This is a genomic window from Dolosigranulum pigrum ATCC 51524 (assembly GCF_000245815.1).
GTDB classification, from domain to species: Bacteria; Bacillota; Bacilli; order Lactobacillales; family Carnobacteriaceae_A; genus Dolosigranulum; species Dolosigranulum pigrum.
In genome coordinates, this window is the sequence record NZ_JH601104.1 from 91,810 (window position 1) to 115,036 (window position 23,227).

Consider the following 23,227-nt stretch of genomic DNA (forward strand, 5'->3'; position numbering starts at 1 on the left):
ACTACATGCCCATTTTCTATCCTTTTTGTACAAAAAAAGCCCAACTTCTTATAAAGAAGTTGAACTCCATATAATTTATCCCACTGAATCTTCACTAGGGAACGGCTTATCCAATAATTGTGAAAACAATGATGTGTCTTTAGGTCGCAGTTTTACAATCCAATTATCCGCTCGATCGGTCGAATTCAATAAATCAAAATCTTCTTCGATAGCTTCGTGAATTGCTAGCACATTACCAGCAAATGGTGTCGTAAAATCCGTAACAGCTTTAGCTCCTTCAACCCCAATCAACGTATCCCCAGCTTCAAGATAATCGCTATCGATCATTAAGTTAGCAAACATAATATCTCCTGCATCATCTTGGCCCTTTTCTGACAAGCCGATAATTATTTGATCATCTTTTTTCTCAATCCATAATCCATTAACATGATATTTTACAGTCATCTAATATCCATCCCTTCTTAATCGTGATCATTTTGGGTCGTCATTCCCTCAATCTCTGTAAATTGTGTAATATTTTGTTTTTTCAAATAGGATGCTTTATAGAGCTTGCGTCGTAAGATCGTTGTTTCCCATTCTTGAGGGTAACCCGGCCAATCAGAATTCTCAACTTCTTGTTGGCGGTTATATTCCCGTTCAAATTCAGCTACTGACTGATAGGTTTGCCACTCATACACTATCGCATTCAACACACCGCCGAATAAAATAATCATATTTAAGAAATAAAGGAAAATCATCAAGGCAATAAATGCGCCAAATGTAGCATTGGCTACCGCATCTCCTCCAGCTAAACTAATGTATAGCGTGAAAAATTCGGACAGAATAATAATGCCGATTGAACTAAAAATCGCGCCCGGCCAAGCATATTTCGCCTCAATATGATGATTCGGCACAAAATGATACACCACTATAAATACAATTGGTAATAGCACCGCAACCACAATCCATCTTAAAACTAAGAATAAATCAATAAATGGCAAACGAGTTCCTATAATCCCTTGAATGAAAAGTAGAATATGCTCTCCAAACATAAACGTAAATAATCCCAAACTGCCCAGTAAAATAATAGCAAACATCACTAAAACAGACAGCACACGATCAACCAAAAAGTTTGCCTTCTCCATCGCACCATAAATCTCATCCAGTGACTTGCGTAAGGCCGAGACGACTTTCCCAGCTGACCAGAATGCTGCTAGCACCCCGATCGAAATAGCTCCTCCACTTCCAGACTCTAGATTGCTCTCCAATGTCGGTTCAATGACTTGGAACACATCAGCTGGCATTAAATCACGCACAATATCCAACACCTCAGCCGTCTCCAATGGTAAAAGTAACACCACATTTGTCAAAATCAAAATCATCGGAATAATGGACAGCAAAATAAAGTAAGCCAATTGCGCGGCATCCGGCCCCACACTTGCTCGCGTCAGATTAGGCATGATTACATCAATTAAGCGACTAATTTTTTCTTTAAATGGAATCTTTTTCTCAATTTTTTTCGCTTGTTTCATTTGAACGGTCACTACCCTCTCTTAGAGATCGTGCAGGTTATATTCAGCAATAACAGCCTCAATCGCTTCATCTATCGTTTGAGCTGTGCGCTTCTTACCTGAAGCCATCAAAATTGAGACTTTTTGATCCGGTGATTCCTGGTGAATAGTGCCGATTACTTTTTTCTTAGCGACTAACTCCAAGTCAACTATATCACCTTTATTTTTACTGGTCTCTCTTATATCAATTTCAATTGTTTTGTTTCGTGCCATCTTCATTCCTACTTTCTATCATCATACTCACTTATTAGAATACTTGAAAATCAAGCTTATCGCAAGTGGTTATTACGTTTTTGCTAAAATAGTATCGACTACTTCTAACACTTGTCCAACAGGGGCTTGGAAACATAAATCAACTGGTACCACACGAACCTCAATTGCTTCTGTATTGATGACAACAACAGATGTCCCCGCAAATGATCGGATCAAATATCGCGCCGGACTAACTGTTAAAGAAGTCCCTGCAATCAGTAGCAAATCTCCTTGAGCAATAATATTACGCGCTTGCTCAATTACATGACGATCCGGCATCTCACCAAAATAAATCACATTTGGCCGCATCAACCCACCACATCGCTTACAATAAGGAACTTCCGCTTTTGGGTGTACTTCTGTATAGGCTACTGTATGTCCGCAATCCATACAATACCAACTGCGATTATCGCCATGAAGTTCGATGACTGACGTTGACCCCGCTTGTTGATGAAGACTATCCACATTTTGCGTAATAATGTCGACCATTTTCCCTGTCCGTTCCCACTTTGCTAAGATATGATGCGCCCGATTTGGTTCAACTTTCGTATCATCTACATAATGCGCAAAAAATTTTTCTGGGTGCTGCATAAGATAGTCAATGTGCATGATCTTTTTCGGATCATCATTTGATTGTCTCATTGCCGTATATTTACCATCTTTTGAACGATAATCTGGCAAACCACTCTCAGTAGACACCCCTGCTCCACCAAAAAAGACGATGCGTTCTGACTGGGCAATCATCTCACTCAATTGTTGATATTTATCCATTAATTGCACCCTCTCTATTCATCACACTTCTTTCTGCCTTTATTCTATTATATTATATTACTCTATCGGTGGGTCTCCTGCTTGGTCCTGGCCCGATGCTTCAGGTGTTAATAATCCTTCTGACTGTGCTTCAGACTGACCTCCGGAAGGTTGGTAATAATTTTGTGTGTTATTCTGAACAGGTGGGTCATAGTAGCCTGAAGATTGCTCAGGTACTTCATAATAACCGCTTGCTTCTTCATACTCTGGACCATATGGGATACTTGGTAAATTCGCATCCTCAGGAACTTCTATATTCTCATGATCTACTTCCCAACTCTCGCGCCCTTCATTCAGTGGATGCACATACTCAGCTCCCAATTCTAAATGTTCTTTTAATTGCTTAGAAATATCGCGTAATACTTCTTCATGTGGTAAGAAGACATAGACATCTAATCCATAGTGAGGGAAATATGTTAGCTCACCTTCTCCGGTAAGACTAAGGGACTCAATTGAATTCGCTGCACTCATATAATTGGCTGCTATTTTCAACATCTGTTCGCCCTTCACATTTGTCTTCAAATGAGGCGCTATAGCATCTAATATTTCATCAAAATGCGTAAACATCTTCGGTGAAACTAATTCTTTTATTAATGCTCTAATGACTTCTTCTTGGCGTGCCTGACGACCAAATACGCCTTCTGGGTCTTGTTGTCTCATCCGAGCATAACCAAGTGCTTCTTCCCCATTTAACTTTTGAGGGCCTTTTTTAATCTGTATGGCATCAGCTTTCTCCTGGCTATTCTGAACAGTAAATTCCATATTGGAGTGAACGTTCACGCCACCTACCGCATCCACCAGCTTAATTAAGCCTTTAAAATCTAGAATGCTATAAAATGAAATAGGAATGTCCAACAACTTCTCAACTTCTTCTTTAATCTTCTCAATACCACCGATCGTATACATGGCATTAATCTTCTCCGTAATACCATCTTCTGTATGTACAAGTGTATCGCGCGGAATCGAGACCATCTTGACACTTTTTTCGGTTGGATTTACTGTGGCAACGATAATCGTATCTGTTCGTGAAGTATCATCTTGCGCCAAGTCTTCCCCTAACAACAAGACCGAAAATGGCTTGACTTCATCCAAATGCAAGTCCAACTCCTTTTGCACCTCTTGTTTATTTTCGACTGAGATGGTATTGAAAAAACTATTCAAGCTGGATGCATAGTACCCCACAACACCACCTAATAACAAGACAAATCCGAATAATATACCAAAAATCACACGGTATACAGTTTTATGACGTTTTTTATTTTTGCGACGCTTATGACTACGGTTTAAAATCGAAAAAACCTCCTTAAAATATAAATACTCATCTCCGATTACATAAAAAGAATAAGTGACTCATCACTACTATCATAACAGAAAAAGTTGAAAATCAGTAAAATTTTAATTATTTTGCACAAATAAATTGCGAAATTCGCATATGTACCAACCTAACCAATAAAATAGCTTATTATATATCATTTCAGTTTAATGTTTTGACTTCTGAGCTGGGCATGTTATAATAATTAGTGAGCTTCTTAATAGAAGTTCCATTCACATATTGGGGTCGTTACGGATTCGACAGGCATAGATCGAGCTCGGGACGCATTTAGCAGGTGACGTCTGCTTATCAACGTTCAGTTTAAATTTAACTGCAAACAAAAATTCAAACTTAGCTTTAGCTGCGTAAGTAGCTTCTGCTAGATCTGAGCTGGGTTCGCCCACGATGCAGTTTCAGGTCCTATAATTGAGTGGGATACGCTGAGTTCTTCCGTCTGCAGGCTTAGAAGAGATCATCAGACTAGCAACCACCGATGTTCGTTTCATAACTAGGTGCAAGTGAACTTCCAAGATGAAACTATGAGTGTATATGCCCGAGTGACGATATGCTTGGACAGGGGTTCGACTCCCCTCGACTCCATTTTAACATTGCAAGAGAAAATAACACAAAAGACACCCCGGAAATGTTTTCGCAACAGCATCTCCGGGTTGTCTTTTGTCTTTTCTCTATTTATAGAATTTAATAACTTTTACTTTTAAGAGAATGCAAATATTTTTTACATTGATTTTGCACTCTATAGTATATACATATAATGAATTTCTAATGAATGTTTATTAAAAAGTAAGCGGTTGCATTAAATAGATTTTATTGCTAAAATGTATTTAAGAGGACCTACTGTGGAAAAATTGTTCAAGACATTCACTTGGTAATAAATATTACAGGTTAGGAGATGATTATATGAATACTCGTTTTAGAGACAGTTTGATTTCTTTAATGGCTTTCTATATTGGACTGATCTTTTATTATAGTGTAAATCATGATCCTCCAAGTGTATTCTATGATATAGCAAGTATTGTAATTATTATAGGATGTTTCATTCGTAGCCTCTACCTTTTTTATAAAGAAGCACCTAAAAAACACCAAATAAATATATTCACAAAAATAATTGGGTTTTCACTCATTTTCAATATCATTATCCCTATCAGTCAATATTATTTGCAAGGTATTATAACAATGATGCTAGGTTTTACACTCATCACAATCTTTTTTAAATATTTTGAAAAAAGATTGCCCTGATTGCCCAATTAAAATAACAACTTTTTGAGCTCATGTTGTACTGCCCCCAAAAGTTAGCGTAAATTATTCTAATTTTTGAGGGTTCATTTATGTCCAAAACATATTCATACCCCTTTAAATTAAATAAAATAAAATTGAGTGGCTTATCTCCGGTTAATTACCGGAAACAAGCCACTCAATCACGTGTTTAATCGTCACTATTCAAAACTCCAACTTTTGGAGGTCACATCAAAAATAATTTCCTCTGAACTTGGCTTTTTGTTATATTCAATTAGACAGCTAATTTCTCTGCGGCTGCTTGATCGACAACAACGGTAACGTTGGCGTGATCTTGCAAAGCGGTTGCGGGAATTTGCTCTGTCTTGTCAGCATGAATCATGTCTCGGATAGCTTGCGCTTTTTTGGGTCCGTAAGCTAGCAAAATAATTTGGTCTGCTTCTAAAATTGATGCAATTCCCATCGAATAAGCATACCGTGGCACGTCTTCTTCAGAGTCGAAGAACCGTTTATTCGCTTCGATTGTTGCCTCTGTCAGCTTCACCTTATGCGTCTTCGCCTCAAAAGACGTCCCCGGCTCGTTGAACGCAATGTGCGCATTGGTTCCGATTCCAAGAATTTGCAAATCAATCGGATAATCTTGCAACACTTGATTATAGCGCTGGATTTCTGTTTCTTCATCCGCTAGCCCATTTGGCACAAAATTTTGTTTGAATGGTTTTTCATTAAATAATTTCTCTTCCATGAAGTAACGGTAACTTTGGGGATGATCGCCACTTAAGCCCACATATTCATCCAAATTAACCGAAATGCGATCCGAAAAGTCTAAGTTACTGGCTTTGAGCTCTTCGTACAATGTCTCCGGCGTACTTCCAGTTGCTAGCCCAAATACTTGTGCTCCTTGTGCGTAAGCTGCCTGCACTAATTCAAATGCAACTTTTCCGCCTTCATGCTCATCTTCAACAACAAACACTTGAAATCCATTAATCTCTTGTGGTTTATCCATTATATGTCTCCCCTCCATAAATCGTCTGTTGTAACTCTAAATCCGTTGACAAGACTAAGAAGTCCGCGTCATAACCTGGTAATAGTTTCCCTTTACCCGCCAAATTGAATTCTTCTGCTTGATTCGTTGAACTCATCTTTACGGCTTCTTCGATGCTACAGCCACTGAAAGCAATCATATTACGGAAGGCATCAATAAACGTTAAAATTGACCCCGCTAACGAACCGTTCTCTAAGCGTGCGGTACCATCTTTAACAAACACTTTTTGGCCACCCAGTTCACTTTCGCCATTAGGTAACCCTTTGGCACGCATCGCATCAGTAATAAGGACAATACCGTCTGCTCCTTTAGCACGATATGTTAATTTTACCATTTCTGGGCAGATATGATGGCCATCTACAATCATTTCAACTTTAACATCATCATTCAACAACCCATAACCCGTCACACCTGGTTCACGGTGATGCAGACCAAGTTGACCATTATATAAATGCGTCACATGGGTGGCATTTGATTGCTCTAATTCGGCATAAGTCGCGCCCGAATGCCCAACCGATAAGACAATATCATGCTCGAGACAATACGATTCAAACTCGCTGACATCTGTAACTTCTGGCGCATACGTGACTAATCTGATTAAGTCACCACTTAATTCATTCCATTTTTTCATCAAATCTTTACTTGGTGGGGTGATAAATTCTGGGTTCTGTGCGCCCATATGATCGACCGAAATAAAAGGACCTTCGATATGAATACCGACAATTCGATCATTATGCTCTGCCGCTTTTGCTATCGCTTCGACAGAGGCTTCAACATTCTCGGCCGTCTGGGTCATCGTCGTCGCAAAATAAGACGTAATCCCTTCTTGTAAAAATTGTTGCACCATCTCGTCAATTTTTTCAGGGTCAGCATCCATATTATCTATCCCATATCCGCCGTGACTATGCACATCGATAAATCCCGGGATAATTAACCGACCCTCTGCATCAATCTCTTCATCTGCTTCAGTTGGCGTATATTCACTCATCGGTCCGACATTAAGGATAGTGTCTTCATACCGGATAAATCCGTTATCGATTCGCCCCTGTCCATCATAAATTGTTGCATTCGTATATACCGTTGCCACTGTTCATTATCCTTTCTGTTTATTCATTTTTTTATAAAAATCATCAAACACTGTAATTGGCAGATGCCGCTTATGGTCAGTCTTCAAGTACCATGATTCAATCGTTGCTTGGTCCTCAGCCGATACTTCTCGGCCTTCCAAGTAATCATCAATTGCTTCATAACTCACACCTAGCTTCTCACTATCAGCTAACCCTGGCTTATCATCTTCTAAGTCAGCAGTGGGTATTTTTTTATAAAACGATTCGGGCGCTCCTAAGACCTCTAATAATTGTGCCCCTTGTCGTTTATTCAAGCGAAAGAGCGGATTAATATCACTCGCACCATCACCATGCTTCGTGAAGAAACCTGTTATATTTTCAGCTGAATGGTCTGTCCCCAAAACAACTCCTGCATATTCACCAGCGATAGCATATTGGGCTACCATGCGTTCGCGAGCTTTTATATTACCTTTGTTAAAGTCACTCATAGCTATATTTTGCTGGGCTAAAACATGCACCAAGGCATCCACTGAGGGCTTAATATCTACGGTTACACATCGATCCGGTTGAATCCAATCCAATACCGCTTGTGCATCTGCTTCATCACGCTGCTCACCATAAGGGAGACGCACAGCAATGAATTGCATCTCTGACTGATCGTACATCATCTCTTCACGTAATTCTTCTACCGCAAGTTGGGCTAACTTCCCTAACAACGTGGAATCTTGCCCTCCTGAAATCCCCAAAACAAAGGCCTTCAAAAATGTATGCTGTCTGGCATAATCTTTCATAAACTCAATCGACCGACGAATTTCTGCTTCAGGATCGATGACGGGCTTAACTTTCATTTGTTCAATAATTTGTTGGCGTAATGATTGACTCACGTGACCTCCTCCTTATTCGAATACTTTTCGGCTACTCGGTTTTTCCGCTAAATCACGGTACATATGGATGGCTTCCATCTTATCATCATAAAGCTTCTGCGATAAGTCAACCGGATATTTCTCTGGATTCAAGACACGACGATATTCTTCATAAAATTCGGATAGAGACTGAGTTGAATAATCCTTAATCTCTTGAATCGTCGGCAGCTCATAAACTAATTCTCCATCAATAAAAATATCGTGCAATAGTGGCCGCGCCGTGAAGTTGCGGACGGTCTTATTAATATACGTAAATTGAGGATGGAACATGAACAGTTCCGACTGATCACGTGGATCCTCATCAAAACGCGTTATATAATCCCCTTCTGGTTTCGTCCCATTTTCAGTGTGAATTCGGTAAACTTGCTTTTTCCCTGGTGTAGAGATCTTCGCTGCATCTCCCGTTAATTTTAAGGTACGGTGCATTTTACCATCGTTTCCTTCGATCGAGACCAGTTTATATACTCCACCTAATGCTGGTTGGTGGTAAGCCGTAATCAATTTCGTTCCTACACCCCATGCATCGATCTTAGCCCCTTGCATTTTTAAGTTCAAGATCGTCTTTGAGTCTAAATCATTGGACACAAAAATCTTCGCCTCAGGATAGCCCGCTTCATCTAATTGTTCACGCACCCGCTTCGATAAGTATGATAAGTCCCCCGAATCCAAACGCACTCCAATAAAGTTCATCTGATCTCCTAGCTCATCAGCAACTTTAATGGCATTCGGCACCCCAGACTGCAAGGTATTAAACGTATCTACTAAGAAAATACAATCCTTATGCGTTTCGGCATAGGCCTTAAATGCTTCATATTCATCCCGATATGCTTGGACTAACGCATGCGCATGTGTCCCCGCTACCGGAATATTAAATAACTTACCTGCCCGTGTATTACTGGTTGCATCTGCTCCACCAATGTAGGTTGCCCGTGCGCCCCAAATACTTGCATCTAATTCCTGCGCACGACGAGCACCAAATTCTAGAAGAGAATCATCTCCAACAACCGTTTTAATTTTAGCTGCTTTCGTCGCAATTAATGTTTGGAAGTTAATCATATTTAGTAAGGCCGTTTCGATCAATTGACAATCAATAATTGACCCTTCCACTTGAATAAGCGGCTCATTAGCAAACGCTACTTCCCCTTCTCGGAAGGCACGAATAGTCCCTTTAAATTCCCAATCAGCTAGAAACTGTAAAAATTCTTCGGGATAATCGTACGTCTCTCTTAAGTACGCAATATCACTCTCTGAAAATCCTAAATGATTAATATAGTGAATAAACCGCTCCAACCCAGCAAAAATAGTGTAGCCCATTCCAAATGGGTTATCGCGGTAATACATTTCGAAGACCGCTTTTTTATTAATGTTTCCTTTTTGCCAATAAGTTAATACCATATTAATTTCGTACAAATCCGTATGAAGTCCTAAACTATCATCCGCATAAAATTGTGTCATGACTTATCCTCCTGCATCATCATCTTATATAATTGAATTGTTTTATCAAGTTGCTGATCAACTGAAAACTGCGCTCCTTGCCAGAAAAAAAGTCGACTTAGCGCGTCTAATTGCCCTTGCTGCCATTCACTGTACATCAAATCGAGTGCTCTTGCGTACTGATGAGTGACCATTTCTGGCAACAAAAACGGCGCTGTCTCATCAGTGTAGAACACACGCATATCTCCAACATCTGTCCCAATCACGGGTAGACCAGCTCGCACCGCTTCTAAGACAACAAGCGGGAACCCCTCACTCTGACTCGAGAGCACGAAAACATCAGCCTGATCCAAGTAATCTCCAACCGCTTCTTGATTGACCCATCCTGTAAAATGAACCTGTTGACTGAGCCCCCATTCATTCACTTGCTGAACTAAGTTATCTCGTTCACTCCCATCGCCGACAATTGTTAACCGCCAGCGATCGGCCTGCATCTGACGAAAAGCGTCTAATAACTTATCATACTGTTTAACGGGCTCTAGGCGCCCTACTGCGACAAAGTGTAGTGTGTCTTGTTTTTTATCTGCTCTTGGATAGTCGGATGGATAAGCTATCCCGCTACGGATAACTGATAGCTGATTTAACGGTACACCTTGTTGCTCTAACACTTGTTGAATCGATGCTGAGACGGTTATTACGTGATCCATCTGTTTAATCCGCCTTAAATACAACCGCTTAAAAAATAGGCCAAGCAATCCTTTTCCCTTAAAGTCTACTAGCGGATCGCTGTGAACAGTTGCGATATAATGAATGTGGGGCTGAACTCTTTTAACCGCTGCAGCATAGACAACTGCGCGTGGGCCATGTGCATGGACAATATCAATTTTTTCAGTGGCTAAAAAATCGCTCAAATCTTTCTTCAGTTGCCAGTCATAACGAAAGCGCTGTGGTAAAACCTGCACGGGCACATCTTGTTCGCGTGCATGCTGAGCAACTGGGCCGTCTTCAAATACCACCAACTGACTATTTACGCCCCGTTGACATAACTGCTTCACTAAAGAGACCACATGATACATACCGCCACCATACTCATTACCCGCATTAATATGTAAGATGTTCATTATGTGTTCCTTCCCTTATTCGATCGAATAATTTTCCACATAAACTTAGGAATAGCTAGCATGCGTCCCCAACGACTGGGCTGTCTCATTAACCGATAGAGCCATTCAATGTTAAGACGTTGAATCCAATCGGGCGCGCGTTTTGTCGCACCAGCAAGTACATCGAAGCTGCCACCGACTCCCATAGCAATCCCCTCTTCAACCTCTGCTAAGTACTGATGTGCCCATTGTTCTTGACGAGGAAAGCCCATTGCTACCAGAATAATATCAGGAGATGTGGCTTTCACGACTTCGCGATAAGTCGGATCTGCTGGGTCAATGTAGCCATGGTGATAGCCTGCAATAATAAGGTCTGGATAATTTTGGGCAACACAAGCAACTGTTTTTTCGATCACTGCTTCGGTGCCTCCCAATAGATAAACGCGCTTCTGGGTCCGATTTGCTATTTCTAATAAACCTAACATCAAATCAAATCCCGGAACTCGCTCTGGCAGCGACTCACGCTGATAACGCGAGGCATAAACAACACCAATCCCGTCTGGCACAACATAATCTGCCTGATTGATTAACTCACGATAGGACGCATCATCCTGGGCATACATGACAATCTCTGGATTAGCTGTCACGATGAAGGTCTTTTCTCCCATATGTAATCGCTCATATAAAGTCGCTAACATCTCTTTTTCCGTCGTTTCATCAAATTTCACGCCTAAAATATCGACTTTCGCTGACATAGCTACTCCTTTCCGTTCATCCTCTTTCCCTCTATTATAGTACAACTTCCCCCAAATTAATAAGATTTTACATCTAATTTGTCAGATTGAAACTACTTTTTAACGAGCACCTGATCAATATAATGATCGTGTGTCTTGTGCAAAATCAAATCAGCTCGGAATCGTGTCGGCAAGATATATTCTTGTAAATTCACTAAATTAACTGTCTTCCAAACATTTCGGGCATAATCGAAGGCCTCTTTTCGTGGCATATTCGCTAACTTGTTATAGTAATTGCTCTCCTTCTGAAACGCTGTATCTAACAGAATACCAATTCGACCCAAGTACCACTTCTCAATCAATTCTGGCTTCGCATCCACATAAAAGCTAAAATCAAAAAAGTCACTGACAAATATTTTCTCATTCGATGGTAACTGCAACACATTAATTCCTTCAACAATTAAAATATCTGGCTTATCCACTGTAATAAATTCATCCGGAACAATATCGTATATTTCATGTGAATATTTCGGCACTTGAATAGTGGGTTTCCCGTTCTTCACATCTGCTAAAAATCGAATTAACCGCTCCATATCATAACTCTCTGGGAAGCCTTTTTTATCCATCATATTCCGATCTGCCAGTACCTGATTGGGATATAAAAAGCCATCCGTTGTAATCAGATCAACTTGTTGCTGCGGGTGGAACTGTGCTAAGAGTGTCTGTAGTAAACGAGCAACCGTACTTTTCCCAACAGCGACACTCCCAGCTATCCCGATAATATATGGCTCCGAACGTTCTCCATACGTTAAATAATCTGCTCGCGTTTGTTTCAGTTGCTTATAATTAGCTAAGACAATATCCAACAGTTGCACAATCGGCACATAAATATCTCTCACGTCATCGATCGAAATTTTATCATTCAGCGACCGAATGGATTCCAATTTTTCGTCCGTCAGTTCAAAATCTACTCGATCGTTGAGTGCCTGCCATTCTGAGCGTTCATAAATTAAAAAGTTATCGGATTCTCGCATACAATTCCCTCCAGTATCATCACTATTATCTAGTTTAAGTCATTGCTGGATGGAACTCAAACAAAATCTTAAATTATTTTTAACTTTCTTCCGCTACAATAGAGATAAACGATAGATTGGAGAGGAGAACGATAATGGATGCACTCGCACAGACAAAACAAGGGATCGGCACCGCCCATGGTAAGGTGATCTTAATCGGTGAACATGCGGTGGTTTATAATATGCCAGCCATTGCGCTACCATTTACTGCTACAACTGTTTCAGTTAGTATTCAGCCATGTACGGGTGAGAATTACATCGACAGTGCTTATTATACCGGACCACTTGCTTCCTCCGAACAACTAAATCATCTTCATCAGATGATTCAAGCCGTATGTACATATTTAGAAACCTCTTCGGACGGCTTATATATAACAATTGATAGCTCTCTCCCCGCTGAGCGAGGTGTAGGATCCAGTGCTGCTGTGGCAAGTGCAACCTTAAGAGCTTTATGTGACTATTTTGATGCTGAGTTAGATGAAGCGAGCTTTACTCATTTTGTCTCTATTTCCGAAAACATGGTGCACGGTCAAGCAAGTGGCATTGATACCGAAGTGATTTTCCAACAGTCACCCATCTATTTTACCAAAGACCAGCCACCGGAAACGTTAGACCTCCAATTATCTGGCTACTTAATAACCGCTGATACAGGCGTAACGGGCTCAACGAAGGAAGCTGTTGCAGATATTCAACAATTACTTATCGACTATCCTGCAAAGACATTGGAAACTATTCAGCAACTGGGACAACTTGCTAATCAAGCAAAAGAGGTCATTCTGTCAGGTAACATAAAGCAATTAGGTCAAATATTATCTAACTCACACTTACAATTAAAACAACTCACGGTCAGCAGTCCTGAACTTGATCAGTTAGTCTTCACTGCATTGCAAGCCGGTGCACTTGGCGCCAAACTAACCGGTAGTGGACGTGGAGGATGTATGATTGCCCTTGCTGCAACTGAAGCAGAAGCCCAACAAATCGCTGACGCCTTACAACAAGCCGGCGCTACTCAAACTTGGATTAATTCGTTAGGAGATTCCACCGATGACAACTTATACTAGCTCTTGGATACGCGCTTACACGAACATTGCTCTCATTAAATATTGGGGGAAAGCGGATGAAGCCCTCAAACTTCCCAAAAACAATTCGATTTCTTTGACCCTTGATAGCTTCTACACCGATACGTATGTTCAATTCGATTCTCGCTTCACTACCGATACACTAACGATTGATGGCCAGGAGCAAAGTGGAGCTGCGTTGAAAAAGGCCAAAATTATTCTTGACTTAGTCCGTGAAGTAGCTCAGGTTGATTACAATGCTAAGATTACAAGTCTCAATTATGTTCCTACAGCAGCCGGGCTAGCCTCTTCCGCTTCTGGCTTAGCTGCCTTAGCGGGAGCTGCCAGTAATGCCTTAGAACTCAACCTGTCTGATGCCGAACTTTCCCGACTCGCTCGCCGTGGATCTGGCTCTGCTTCCCGCAGTATTTTTGGTGGTTTTGTTGAGTGGGAAAAAGGGCATTCTGATGTAACATCGGTGGCGAAACCGCTCGATGATGCTAATTGGGATATTGGGATGTTATTTATTATTTTAGATAGTCGCCAAAAAGCTGTCTCCAGTAGTGAAGGTATGAGCCGAACTGTAGCGACTTCAGTCTTCTATCCTGCTTGGTTAGAGACTATCGAATTGGATTTGGCCGACATGCGGCAAGCAATTAAAGACCAAAGTATCCAACAAGTTGGAGAAATCGCTGAACGTAATGCCCTTAAAATGCACGGTACTAACTTAGGCGCTAATCCGCCGTTCACATACTGGTCAGCTGAAAGTTTACGCGCGATGGAACACGTCCGTCAACTCCGCCAAGAAGGCTACAACGTTTATTTCACCATGGATGCCGGACCCAATGTTAAATTAATCAGCACTTGCCAAGAATTGAAAGAAATAAAAGAACGCCTAAGTAAGTATTACGATCCGGCTCAACTAATCTTAGCTCAACCAGGACCGGGACTAACTGTGCTACCAGATCATGTACATGCCGACATCACACCAAACTAATTGATACAAATTGATAGAGAGAGGATTCAACATGACCACCATTCGCATTCCAGGAAAATTATATCTTGCTGGCGAATATGCTGTTACTCACCCGGGACAACCTGCTGTGATTATAGCGGTAGATCGCTTCTTAGAACTCACGGTCTCTGAAGCGACAACAAGTAACGGCTCTTTTTACTCTGAGGGGTATACAAACATGCCTCTCCTAATTGGTCGGAAGAACGATCGCCCAGAACTCCCTTCACCGTTTGAACTCATCCAACAGACTTTGCAGCTCATTGAACGCTACATACAGGAACTGGGTAAAGTAATCCGTCCATATGATTTAGATCTGCGAACTGATTTAGAACTGCATGGCCAAAAGATCGGCTTAGGATCAAGTGGAGCCGTGACGGTTGCCTTAGTGCACGGTTTACTTGAGTGGCATCACTTGCCAACCTCACCGCTACTTGTGTATAAATTAGCCGCACTCGCTCACCTTGCTTTAGGAAGTCATGGGTCACTGGGAGACTTAGCTGCCTGTAGTTTTACGGGCTGTATTCGGTACCGTTCACCCAATCGCCAAGCCATACGCAATCTTTACGAAAATACATCATCCCTGTTAGCGACTATCCGGACACCTTGGCCTGAGCTATCGATTGAACGTCTCCCCTTCCCCGCTAACTGTCACCTATTAGTTGGCTGGACGAAGCAACCTGCCGCTACAGAACAGCTTATTAGTCAACCTAAGCCACTAACTGACCAACAGCTGTCCCAATTTTTAGCTACTAGTCGAGGCTGTGTCGACCAACTCGTACAAGGGATAACAGAACAGAATCACTCAGCAATGGCAGACGCATTCACGAACAATCGTGCCTTACTCCAATTATTCGCTAAGCAACGACAAATGACCATCGAAACCCCGATGCTGAAGACGTTATGTGACTGTGCCGAACAATTTGGTGCAGCTGGCAAAACATCTGGAGCCGGTGGTGGAGATTGTGGGATTGCTCTTGTCCATGACCGAACAATGGCTAATCAGATTACACAATGTTGGCAACAGGCCGGCATCACCCCGCTAAACCTTGCTATTTATACCCGAAAGGATGACTCATCTTGCCAAAACAAACCAACCGAAAAAACGAACATGTCTCCTTAGCTGAAAAATTTTATCCCCGACAACACTCTCCATTCAATGACATTCAATTTATCCATCACTCACTGCCCGGTATCGATGTGGCTGACGTGGATTTATCCATCTCCGTCGCTGGACTAACCTTCTCAGCTCCTTTCTTTATCAACGCCATGACGGGGGGAAGCGATTGGACCGGTCGCGTCAATGAGAAGCTCGCCATCATTGCTCGAGAATGTCAACTAGCAATGGCAACCGGCTCAATCAGTGCTGGGTTAAAGTTCCCTGATATGGCTGATTCTTACCGGATTGTCCGCCAAACGCATCCAAATGGTCTAATCCTAGCCAATCTAGGAGCCGGGCATAGTGTTGAAAATGCACAGCGAGCAGTTGATTTACTCCAAGCTGACGGCCTGCAAATTCATGTCAATGCTCCTCAAGAAATCGTCATGCCTGAAGGAGATCGTAGCTTCTGTCATTGGTTAGACCATATTCAAGCAATTGTCGATAACATCTCCGTGCCCATTATTGTAAAAGAAGTCGGCTTCGGCATGAGTCGCGAAACAATTCAGTTACTCGATGATATTGGAGTGGATGCGATTGATATTAGTGGTCGGGGTGGCACGAACTTTGCCCAGATTGAAAATTACCGGCGCAAAGATTATAAACTGGACATATTAGAAGATTGGGGCCAGACAACGCCGGTCTCCTTACTTGAAGCCGGGGAAGTTTCTCTAAAAACCGCTGAAATTATTGCATCTGGCGGTATTCGTACCCCACTGGAGATGACTAAAGCTCTTGCGCTTGGGGCTCATCTCGTCGGATTATCTGGCGAATTTTTACACTTGACTCTCAATGATATCGATCAAGCCATTACAACCGTCCAGCAGTGGAAAGAAACACTGACAAAAATTTACACTATTCTCGGAGCTCAATCAACTCCTCATCTACAGCAAGCCCAACTCATATTGCGTGGTGACACCGCTCATTGGTGCTATGCCCGCGGAATCGATATCACCCAATATAGCCAGCGTTAAATTTATTAATCTCCACTATACAACACAAGCCTCGAAGATTAGATTTATTAAATCTAATCTTCGAGGCTTGTCTATAATTAACTGGTTAGCAAGTTGCTTTTTAAACGATTTAAAGATACATTGGCATTGTATCTTTAATCACAACTGATTCATTCAATATCACTAACCGCATATCATCAACAAATCTATACTCATGACGGCACAGCCCAGCTTCTATCGTACATTCACTCAGTAAGATATGGGGCAATAAGTCATACGTATGATACGCACCATACGCATCATACACACCTTGATTAAAGAGAAAATGACCATCCAACTGCTTGACTCCTTCATAAAAACTGTAACGAATATCGCCATCATACAATTGAAATGTCAAAATCAAGACAGTCTTTTCCATACCAGCTACTTTAGATAGTTCAATATCTATTAACTTACTATCATGAAACATATCTCCTAAAAAGACGCTACACGTATACGAATTAAACCGGTGCCAAACACGTCTTAAATGATATTCATACGCTTTATAATATTTATTTAACTCATCCATTGAAACATCAGGCCAATCAAGATAAGGCTCTAAAAATTGCATGTTAACACCTCAAATCGCCAGCTGTAATGCTGATTTTTTATCTTATTCATATCTATATCCCGCTCTTTTATAGCAAATTACACTCTAGACAGTTTTTTCGAAAAAATACTACTCTTAACTTACGTTTTAAAATTTCACACTGACATTAGAAATAATATGTCCCTGTTGGTTGCCAAGGTTGAGATGTTGAGAGGTTAAATCATCCATTGCATCAGGAAGACACTAACAATCCCTACAAAAACCGACAACAACATATGCTCGGTCTTCTTACTCACAACGAACACAATAATGGACGGAATAATCAGTGGGTTGGTGAACGGATTTAGCGCCAATTCAGCACTGTCCGTTAGAAAAACATCACTCGCAACTAACGCAGCAAAAATGGATACCGGGATAAAGTTCATCCACGTCTTGAAGTCTTCTGATAGCTCTACTCCTTGCAATAACTTAAGAGGCAGATACCGCGTCAAGATCGCTGAGGCACTAAGCGCCACTAACATGATAAGAAAATCTTGGTTACTCACGAACCTCACCTACTTCCCGCACTGATTGATGATAGCGGAAGCCAATGAACGATGCAATCACAGCAGCAATGACAATGACCATGCTATTATCGAACAACACTTGCAATATAACCGTCAACACAGCAGATAAGACAGCTGACAGTACCATCGCTTTATGCTTAAAGTGGCTCACCGTCATACAAATAAACAGCGCTGTTAACCCATAGCTCATGATGAAGGTGTCAATCTCAATATAGCTCACTAAGAGTGCCCCTAACACTGTCGCCCCGCCCCAGACAATGTAACTTAACAGATTGACTGATACGGCATCTTTGACCGTCCACTCCGAGCCCCCTTGATGAAATAATGTATAATTTACTCCATACGTCTCATCCGTAATCGTTGTTCCGAAGAGAAAACTCATCCATCCCGACTCGCCTCGCACAATCTGCGCCGAGCTCAACGACATTAAAATAAATCGCACATTCAAGAAAGCAATTGTTAAAATAATCGAAAAAACTCCGGCACCGACACTGGTCATATTTGCAATTAAAAATTGACCAGCACCCGAATAAATAAACAAACTCGTTAATAAAATTTGGACAACACTATAGCCCACTTCATACAGCACCATGCCGCATGCTAATCCAATCGCAAAGTAGCTAACTAAGATTGGTAAAGCCTGTTTTAAAACCTTTATAGACACATAATCACCTTACTCAGCTGTCACAGTGCGGTGAATCAGTGTCGGTTTTGAGGCTTCATCGGCTATTGTAATATAAGCCAATAAGCGCTCGGTTGCCTCCTCGACTACCTCTGCTGATTTATTCGTATAGAGCGTTGCTAATGCTTCACCTGCTTCAATCTCATCGCCAACTTTTTTATGCAGTACAATCCCTGCAGACAGATCAATCGCACTATCTTTTGTCTCACGACCAGCCCCTAAGATCATAGCGACCGTCCCCACTTTATCAGCGACAATCTCAGAGACAACACCACTCTCTTTTGCTTTTACGTCAACTGTTGTGGCTGCTTGTGGCAAAATAGCTTCCGGCTCATCCACCACTGAGCCATCTCCCCCTTGTGCCACCACAAATTCTCTAAATTTTTCTAGCGCTGTACCATCTGTTAAGGCTTGCTTCATCCGTTCTTTTGCTTCTTCAATAGAGTCGACTTCACCACTTAAGTACGCCATCTGTGCCCCTAATTCTAAACAGAGTTCGGTTAAGTCTTCTGGCCCTTCACCGCGTAGTGTATCAATCGCTTCTTTCACTTCTAGCCCATTCCCAATCGCATAGCCTAATGGTTGACTCATATCAGAAATCACGGCCATCGTCTGGCGATTGACTTGCGCGCCAATATTTACCATGGTTCGAGCAAGCTCCTCCGCCCGGTCCAATTCCTTCATAAAGGCACCTGCTCCCGTCTTCACATCGAGCACAATTGCATCAGCACCTGAGGCAATTTTTTTACTCATAATGGAACTTGCAATCAGTGGAATAGAATTCACCGTGCCTGTCACATCACGGAGCGCATAAAGTTTCTTATCAGCGGGTGTTAAATTCCCTGATTGTCCTGCCAAAGCTAACTTATTCGTATTCACTAAATCAATAAAGTCCGCTTGACTAATCTCAATATGGAATCCAGGAATGGCTTCTAACTTATCTAACGTTCCTCCCGTATGACCTAACCCGCGCCCGCTCATTTTCGCTACTGGAATACCTAAACTCGCGACCAATGGAATCAACACTAAAGTTGTCGTATCCCCAACTCCACCTGTTGAATGCTTGTCCACCTTAATACCGGCAATATCTGATAAGTCAATGGTCTCCCCTGAGTTCACCATCGCCATCGTAAAGTCACTTAATTCTTCTGCAGTCATCTCATTGAAATATACCGCCATCGCAAACGCACTCATCTGATAATCGGGAATCTCCCCCGTCGTGAAGTGGTCAATTAACCAATCAATTTCTGCAGTTGTTAATATTTCATGATTTTGCTTTTTCTCAATTAAATCCACCATTCTCATATATAACACGTCCCTTTCCTAAGTGCTTTCATTGTAACAGAAATCAGCAAAAAATGCTTGTTAAACCGCTGACAACTCTATTTAACTCTCTTTCTGCCTTAACATACTTAGCACAAAAAATGTCTATGTCAAACCAAATATTGAATGCAGATGCTCCGCCTAAAGTAACTCATTCTACTAGATAGGCAGTCTAATTTAACAACCTAAACTTAACTATTTTTCTTTTTTATGAAAGGGCTCTTATTAGAAAACAGAGCTTTTTTGTGATAAACTACACGTGTGAAATGTTAATCTATACAAATAATCAAAGGAGGATTATTTATGACCAGTCAAACATTAAAAACATTTTTAGAAGAAAATTTACAGGAACTGAAAGATAATGGCTTGTACAATGAAATCGATGAAGTACAAGGGCCAAATGGGGCAAAAATTCAAATTGATGGGCGTGAATTAATTAACTTATCGTCCAATAACTATCTGGGCTTCGCAACCGATGAAGCACTGATTGCACGCGCGAACGAAGCAACTGAAACATACGGTGTCGGAGCTGGAGCTGTTCGTACCATTAACGGAACTCAGACCATTCACCGCGAACTAGAAGAAAAAATTGCGGAATTCAAAGGGACCGAAGCAGCCATTGCCCTTCAATCCGGCTTTAATTCCAATATGGCTGCGATTCCTGCTATTGTCGGTAAAAATGACGCGATTCTATCCGATGAGCTAAACCACGCCTCTATTATCGATGGCTGTCGTCTCTCCGGGGCAAAAATTATTCGTGTCAAGCACCAAGATATGGATGATTTGCGCCAAAAAGCAAAAGAAGCAACTGAGAGTGGTCAATACGAAAAAATTATGTATATCACAGATGGAGTCTTCTCGATGGATGGAAATGTAGCCAACCTACCTGGCGTCATTGAAGTCGCCGAGGAATTTGACTTAATTACGTATGTTGATGATGCGCATGGTTCCGGGGTAATGGGCAAAGGAGCGGGAACAGTCAAGCACTTCGGTCTCCAAGATAAAATTGACTTACAAATGGGCACATTGTCGAAAGCGATCGGTGTCGTCGGTGGTTATGTCGCCGGAACCCAAGAATTAGTTGATTGGCTGAAGGTACGTGGCCGTCCATTCTTATTCTCCACATCACTAACACCAGGAGCTTGTGCTGCGTGTATCGAAGCCATTGACCAGCTCATGACGTCAACCGAGCGCCACGACAAACTATGGGAAAATGGTCGCTACTTGAAAAAAGGCCTAAAAGAACTGGGCTTCAATATTGGGAAATCTGAAACACCCATCACACCATGTATCATCGGTGAAGAAAAACTAACCCAACAATTCTCAAAACGTCTCAACGAAGAAGGCGTCTATGCCAAATCAATCGTCTTCCCAACCGTCCCACGCGGAACCGGTCGTGTTCGTAACATGCCAACTGCTGCGCATACCAAAGATATGCTTGATGAAGCACTCGCAGTCTACGAAAAAGTCGGTAAAGAACTTCATATAATTGACTAACAATCGAACCAATTATTAACTTATAATGAAATCCCCAGCTGAACTCCTTAGTGCATTCAGCTGGGGATTTATTTTTTATTATTTTTTCTCTAATACCTTTAGACCACTCTTACCACCCACGATCACGGTATCTGCAATATCTAGAAATAAGCCATGTTCCACGACACCGACTTGATGACTTAACCAGCTCGCCAATTCAACGGGGTTCTCAATCCGCTCCAGATGCAGATCAATAATATAATTCCCATCATCTGTTAGCAATTTTTGTCCTGACTCATCTTCTCTAAATATTGGCCGTAAATCATACGCCTTCAAATGATCAAATAAGCGCTGACTTCCAAATTTCACCACTTCAACTGGCAATGGAAAAGCACCTAACTGTTCGACCAACTTGGACTCATCCACAATCCATACATTCCGCTTCGAATTAATAGCGACAATCTTCTCGAATAAATGCGCTGCTCCTCCCCCTTTAATCCCATTAAAGTGAGGATCTACTTCATCAGCACCATCAATTGTCAAATCAATGGGAGGAGCATCATCGATATCGACAACAGTTAATCCCAACTTCTCACCTTGTTGACGAGTTCGTGTTGATGTTGAGGTAGCCACGAAGTCTAGACCTTCTTCTCGGGCTAATCGACCTAATTCTTCTACTAAATAATACACGGTTGAACCCGTTCCTAAGCCAACTGTCATCCCTGACTTTACTAATTTTGCGGCCTCAATACCTACTTGTTGCTTCAGATTCATAGCGGAGTCATCCTTTCGTTAGCGTCTCCTTAATCAACAGTATCATCACCAATAATGCGTACTTCACGTTCCAATTTTACTTTATAAATTTTCCAAATTTGTTCTTGAATATGTTCGATTAATTGCATATAATCTGTTGCAGTCCCGCCACCGATATTCACAATAAATCCAGCATGCTTCTCCGACACTTGTGCTCCTCCGATTGTCACACCTTGCAATCCCGCATCTTGGATCAATTTCCCGGTATAATATCCTTCAGGACGCTTAAAGACTGAACCACATGATGGTAAATCTAGTGGTTGTTTCGCTTCACGCAATTCTGTCAGCTCCATCATTTTTGCTTCAATTAATGGATATTCTCCCTTTTCGAGCTGGAAAACAACTTCCAAGACCATATCGTCAGATGATTGCACATAACTATGTCGGTAAGCGAAGTCCATCTCTTCATTGCTTCGCTCTACAATCTCACCATCAGCGGTCAGTATCGTAACAGACGCAATAACATCCTTCACTTCTCCACCGTAAGCTCCCGCATTCATATACACTGCTCCGCCGATACTGCCCGGAATCCCACAGGCAAACTCAAGCCCTGTCAAATGCTCACTCAATGCAACTTGGCACACATCAATTAAGCGGGCACCACTCTGCGCCGTCAATGTATCACCATCAATGCGCACCTCTTTCATCGAAGTCATCATCAGCGTCACCCCACGAATACCCCCATCACGGATAATCAAGTTACTGGCATTCCCGAGTACCGTCAGCGGCCAATCTTGCTCCTTGATATAAGTAACTAACGCTTGCGTTTCCTCTACACTCTGTGGAAAAACTAAGGCATCTGCCTGTCCCCCTGTCTTCGTATAGCTATAATTTGACAATGGTTCATTTAATTTTATATCCGATATCGGAAATGCTTCTTTCAATACACTTAAATCCATTTTAAAAAATCCTTTATTTAATATTTTCTCTATTGCCATAACTATAAGCAATCCTTATCACAGAAACTATCTCTATTCTACCCAGACAGCTCCTCCAATCCCTATTTTAACACAACTACTTGCGAAAGGAAGACCAATAACTG

23 protein-coding genes and 1 other RNA gene are annotated in these 23,227 nt (G+C 41.6%); 6 read left to right on the forward strand and 18 right to left on the reverse strand.

Going from position 1 to position 23,227, the window contains the following annotated elements; translation table 11 throughout:
• Positions 1-75: 75 nt before the first annotated feature.
• The 5 genes from HMPREF9703_RS07430 to HMPREF9703_RS07450 all read right to left on the reverse strand — a co-directional run bounded on the left by HMPREF9703_RS07430 (position 76) and on the right by HMPREF9703_RS07450 (position 3,794).
• Complete coding sequence (locus tag HMPREF9703_RS07430) at positions 76-444, reverse strand: glycine cleavage system H family protein (RefSeq protein ID WP_004636789.1); 369 nt, start codon at positions 442-444, stop codon at positions 76-78.
• Positions 445-461: 17 nt separating this feature from the next.
• A complete protein-coding gene (locus tag HMPREF9703_RS07435; RefSeq protein ID WP_004636791.1) occupies positions 462-1,523 on the reverse strand; it encodes a YihY/virulence factor BrkB family protein in 1,062 nt (353 codons plus the stop codon).
• Positions 1,524-1,532: 9 nt separating this feature from the next.
• A complete protein-coding gene (locus HMPREF9703_RS07440) occupies positions 1,533-1,763 on the reverse strand; it encodes a DUF2969 family protein (RefSeq protein ID WP_004636794.1) in 231 nt (76 codons plus the stop codon).
• 72 nt (positions 1,764-1,835) lie between these two features.
• Positions 1,836-2,573, reverse strand: a complete 738-nt coding sequence (locus tag HMPREF9703_RS07445; protein WP_004636797.1) for an NAD-dependent protein deacylase — start codon at positions 2,571-2,573, stop codon at positions 1,836-1,838.
• Positions 2,574-2,630: 57 nt separating this feature from the next.
• Positions 2,631-3,794 carry an LCP family protein gene (locus HMPREF9703_RS07450; RefSeq protein WP_050815206.1) on the reverse strand — a complete coding sequence of 388 codons (1,164 nt, stop codon included), beginning with the start codon at positions 3,792-3,794 and terminating at the stop codon, positions 2,631-2,633.
• Between the two features lie 372 nt (positions 3,795-4,166).
• Between HMPREF9703_RS07450 and ssrA the strand changes: the two genes are divergently transcribed.
• Positions 4,167-4,527, forward strand: a transfer-messenger RNA (tmRNA) gene (gene ssrA, locus HMPREF9703_RS08795).
• 925 nt (positions 4,528-5,452) lie between these two features.
• Here the strand turns inward: ssrA and HMPREF9703_RS07460 are convergent.
• The 7 genes from HMPREF9703_RS07460 to coaA all read right to left on the reverse strand — a co-directional run bounded on the left by HMPREF9703_RS07460 (position 5,453) and on the right by coaA (position 12,515).
• A complete protein-coding gene (locus tag HMPREF9703_RS07460; RefSeq protein ID WP_004636803.1) occupies positions 5,453-6,184 on the reverse strand; it encodes a glucosamine-6-phosphate deaminase in 732 nt (243 codons plus the stop codon).
• Positions 6,177-7,310 (reverse strand): N-acetylglucosamine-6-phosphate deacetylase, encoded by a 1,134-nt coding sequence (gene nagA / locus HMPREF9703_RS07465; RefSeq protein WP_004636805.1) that lies wholly within the window; start codon positions 7,308-7,310, stop codon positions 6,177-6,179. Before nagA ends, HMPREF9703_RS07460 begins: the two co-directional genes overlap by 8 nt.
• A gap of 6 nt (positions 7,311-7,316) precedes the next feature.
• Positions 7,317-8,174 (reverse strand): NAD(+) synthase, encoded by an 858-nt coding sequence (nadE, locus tag HMPREF9703_RS07470; RefSeq protein ID WP_004636806.1) that lies wholly within the window; start codon positions 8,172-8,174, stop codon positions 7,317-7,319.
• A 12-nt stretch (positions 8,175-8,186) separates the two neighbouring features.
• Positions 8,187-9,668, reverse strand: a complete 1,482-nt coding sequence (locus tag HMPREF9703_RS07475; RefSeq protein WP_004636809.1) for a nicotinate phosphoribosyltransferase — start codon at positions 9,666-9,668, stop codon at positions 8,187-8,189.
• On the reverse strand, positions 9,665-10,768 hold the full coding sequence (locus HMPREF9703_RS07480; RefSeq protein ID WP_004636811.1) for a glycosyltransferase: 1,104 nt from the start codon (positions 10,766-10,768) through the stop codon (positions 9,665-9,667). The genes HMPREF9703_RS07475 and HMPREF9703_RS07480 overlap by 4 nt, the downstream gene beginning before the upstream one ends.
• Entirely contained in the window at positions 10,768-11,502 is a 735-nt protein-coding gene (locus HMPREF9703_RS07485) for a WecB/TagA/CpsF family glycosyltransferase (protein ID WP_004636813.1), read from the reverse strand. Before HMPREF9703_RS07485 ends, HMPREF9703_RS07480 begins: the two co-directional genes overlap by 1 nt.
• A 92-nt stretch (positions 11,503-11,594) precedes the next feature.
• A complete protein-coding gene (gene coaA, locus HMPREF9703_RS07490; protein WP_004636814.1) occupies positions 11,595-12,515 on the reverse strand; it encodes a type I pantothenate kinase in 921 nt (306 codons plus the stop codon).
• A 134-nt stretch (positions 12,516-12,649) separates the two neighbouring features.
• On the opposite strand from coaA, the gene mvk reads away from it, so the two are divergent.
• From mvk to fni, 4 genes are read left to right on the forward strand one after another with little or no spacing between them, the layout of a single operon-like run.
• Entirely contained in the window at positions 12,650-13,615 is a 966-nt protein-coding gene (gene mvk, locus HMPREF9703_RS07495; RefSeq protein WP_004636815.1) for a mevalonate kinase, read from the forward strand.
• Complete coding sequence (gene mvaD, locus HMPREF9703_RS07500; protein WP_004636816.1) at positions 13,599-14,609, forward strand: diphosphomevalonate decarboxylase; 1,011 nt, start codon at positions 13,599-13,601, stop codon at positions 14,607-14,609. The genes mvk and mvaD overlap by 17 nt, the downstream gene beginning before the upstream one ends.
• A 31-nt stretch (positions 14,610-14,640) precedes the next feature.
• Positions 14,641-15,747 (forward strand): phosphomevalonate kinase, encoded by a 1,107-nt coding sequence (locus HMPREF9703_RS07505; protein ID WP_004636817.1) that lies wholly within the window; start codon positions 14,641-14,643, stop codon positions 15,745-15,747.
• Entirely contained in the window at positions 15,705-16,757 is a 1,053-nt protein-coding gene (fni, locus tag HMPREF9703_RS07510) for a type 2 isopentenyl-diphosphate Delta-isomerase (protein WP_004636818.1), read from the forward strand. Before HMPREF9703_RS07505 ends, fni begins: the two co-directional genes overlap by 43 nt.
• A 109-nt stretch (positions 16,758-16,866) precedes the next feature.
• On the opposite strand, the gene HMPREF9703_RS07515 is transcribed toward fni, so the two are convergent.
• The 4 genes from HMPREF9703_RS07515 to HMPREF9703_RS07530 all read right to left on the reverse strand — a co-directional run bounded on the left by HMPREF9703_RS07515 (position 16,867) and on the right by HMPREF9703_RS07530 (position 19,878).
• A complete protein-coding gene (locus HMPREF9703_RS07515; protein WP_004636819.1) occupies positions 16,867-17,346 on the reverse strand; it encodes a hypothetical protein in 480 nt (159 codons plus the stop codon).
• Between the two features lie 194 nt (positions 17,347-17,540).
• The gene (locus tag HMPREF9703_RS07520; RefSeq protein ID WP_004636820.1) at positions 17,541-17,870 is read right to left on the reverse strand and encodes an AzlD domain-containing protein; all 330 of its coding nucleotides are present in this window, start codon (positions 17,868-17,870) and stop codon (positions 17,541-17,543) included.
• Positions 17,863-18,555 (reverse strand): AzlC family ABC transporter permease, encoded by a 693-nt coding sequence (locus tag HMPREF9703_RS07525; RefSeq protein WP_004636821.1) that lies wholly within the window; start codon positions 18,553-18,555, stop codon positions 17,863-17,865. The genes HMPREF9703_RS07520 and HMPREF9703_RS07525 overlap by 8 nt, the downstream gene beginning before the upstream one ends.
• Before the next feature lie 9 nt (positions 18,556-18,564).
• Positions 18,565-19,878: a pyrimidine-nucleoside phosphorylase gene (locus HMPREF9703_RS07530; protein WP_040377042.1), complete on the reverse strand. Its 1,314-nt coding sequence runs from the start codon at positions 19,876-19,878 to the stop codon at positions 18,565-18,567.
• A 321-nt stretch (positions 19,879-20,199) separates the two neighbouring features.
• On the opposite strand from HMPREF9703_RS07530, the gene HMPREF9703_RS07535 reads away from it, so the two are divergent.
• Complete coding sequence (locus tag HMPREF9703_RS07535; RefSeq protein ID WP_004636823.1) at positions 20,200-21,393, forward strand: glycine C-acetyltransferase; 1,194 nt, start codon at positions 20,200-20,202, stop codon at positions 21,391-21,393.
• Between the two features lie 78 nt (positions 21,394-21,471).
• On the opposite strand, the gene rpiA is transcribed toward HMPREF9703_RS07535, so the two are convergent.
• The gene (gene rpiA, locus HMPREF9703_RS07540; RefSeq protein WP_004636824.1) at positions 21,472-22,146 is read right to left on the reverse strand and encodes a ribose-5-phosphate isomerase RpiA; all 675 of its coding nucleotides are present in this window, start codon (positions 22,144-22,146) and stop codon (positions 21,472-21,474) included.
• Positions 22,147-22,175: 29 nt separating this feature from the next.
• The gene (gene murB, locus HMPREF9703_RS07545; protein WP_004636825.1) at positions 22,176-23,084 is read right to left on the reverse strand and encodes a UDP-N-acetylmuramate dehydrogenase; all 909 of its coding nucleotides are present in this window, start codon (positions 23,082-23,084) and stop codon (positions 22,176-22,178) included.
• Between the last annotated feature and the right edge of the window lie 143 nt (positions 23,085-23,227).

Excerpts from the sequence above, each read along its gene's own strand:
- HMPREF9703_RS07430 (WP_004636789.1), bottom strand. The coding sequence starts at position 444 with ATGACTGTAAAATATCATGTTAATGGATTATGGATTGAGAAAAAAGAT.
- HMPREF9703_RS07440 (WP_004636794.1), bottom strand. The coding sequence starts at position 1,763 with ATGGCACGAAACAAAACAATTGAAATTGATATAAGAGAGACCAGTAAA.
- HMPREF9703_RS07445 (WP_004636797.1), bottom strand. The coding sequence starts at position 2,573 with ATGGATAAATATCAACAATTGAGTGAGATGATTGCCCAGTCAGAACGC.
- HMPREF9703_RS07460 (WP_004636803.1), bottom strand. The coding sequence starts at position 6,184 with ATGGATAAACCACAAGAGATTAATGGATTTCAAGTGTTTGTTGTTGAA.
- HMPREF9703_RS07475 (WP_004636809.1), bottom strand. The coding sequence starts at position 9,668 with ATGACACAATTTTATGCGGATGATAGTTTAGGACTTCATACGGATTTG.
- HMPREF9703_RS07480 (WP_004636811.1), bottom strand. The coding sequence starts at position 10,768 with ATGAACATCTTACATATTAATGCGGGTAATGAGTATGGTGGCGGTATG.
- HMPREF9703_RS07485 (WP_004636813.1), bottom strand. The coding sequence starts at position 11,502 with ATGTCAGCGAAAGTCGATATTTTAGGCGTGAAATTTGATGAAACGACG.
- coaA (WP_004636814.1), bottom strand. The coding sequence starts at position 12,515 with ATGCGAGAATCCGATAACTTTTTAATTTATGAACGCTCAGAATGGCAG.
- mvk (WP_004636815.1), top strand. The coding sequence starts at position 12,650 with ATGGATGCACTCGCACAGACAAAACAAGGGATCGGCACCGCCCATGGT.
- mvaD (WP_004636816.1), top strand. The coding sequence starts at position 13,599 with ATGACAACTTATACTAGCTCTTGGATACGCGCTTACACGAACATTGCT.
- HMPREF9703_RS07505 (WP_004636817.1), top strand. The coding sequence starts at position 14,641 with ATGACCACCATTCGCATTCCAGGAAAATTATATCTTGCTGGCGAATAT.
- HMPREF9703_RS07515 (WP_004636819.1), bottom strand. The coding sequence starts at position 17,346 with ATGCAATTTTTAGAGCCTTATCTTGATTGGCCTGATGTTTCAATGGAT.
- HMPREF9703_RS07530 (WP_040377042.1), bottom strand. The coding sequence starts at position 19,878 with ATGAGAATGGTGGATTTAATTGAGAAAAAGCAAAATCATGAAATATTA.
- HMPREF9703_RS07535 (WP_004636823.1), top strand. The coding sequence starts at position 20,200 with ATGACCAGTCAAACATTAAAAACATTTTTAGAAGAAAATTTACAGGAA.
- rpiA (WP_004636824.1), bottom strand. The coding sequence starts at position 22,146 with ATGAATCTGAAGCAACAAGTAGGTATTGAGGCCGCAAAATTAGTAAAG.
- murB (WP_004636825.1), bottom strand. The coding sequence starts at position 23,084 with ATGGATTTAAGTGTATTGAAAGAAGCATTTCCGATATCGGATATAAAA.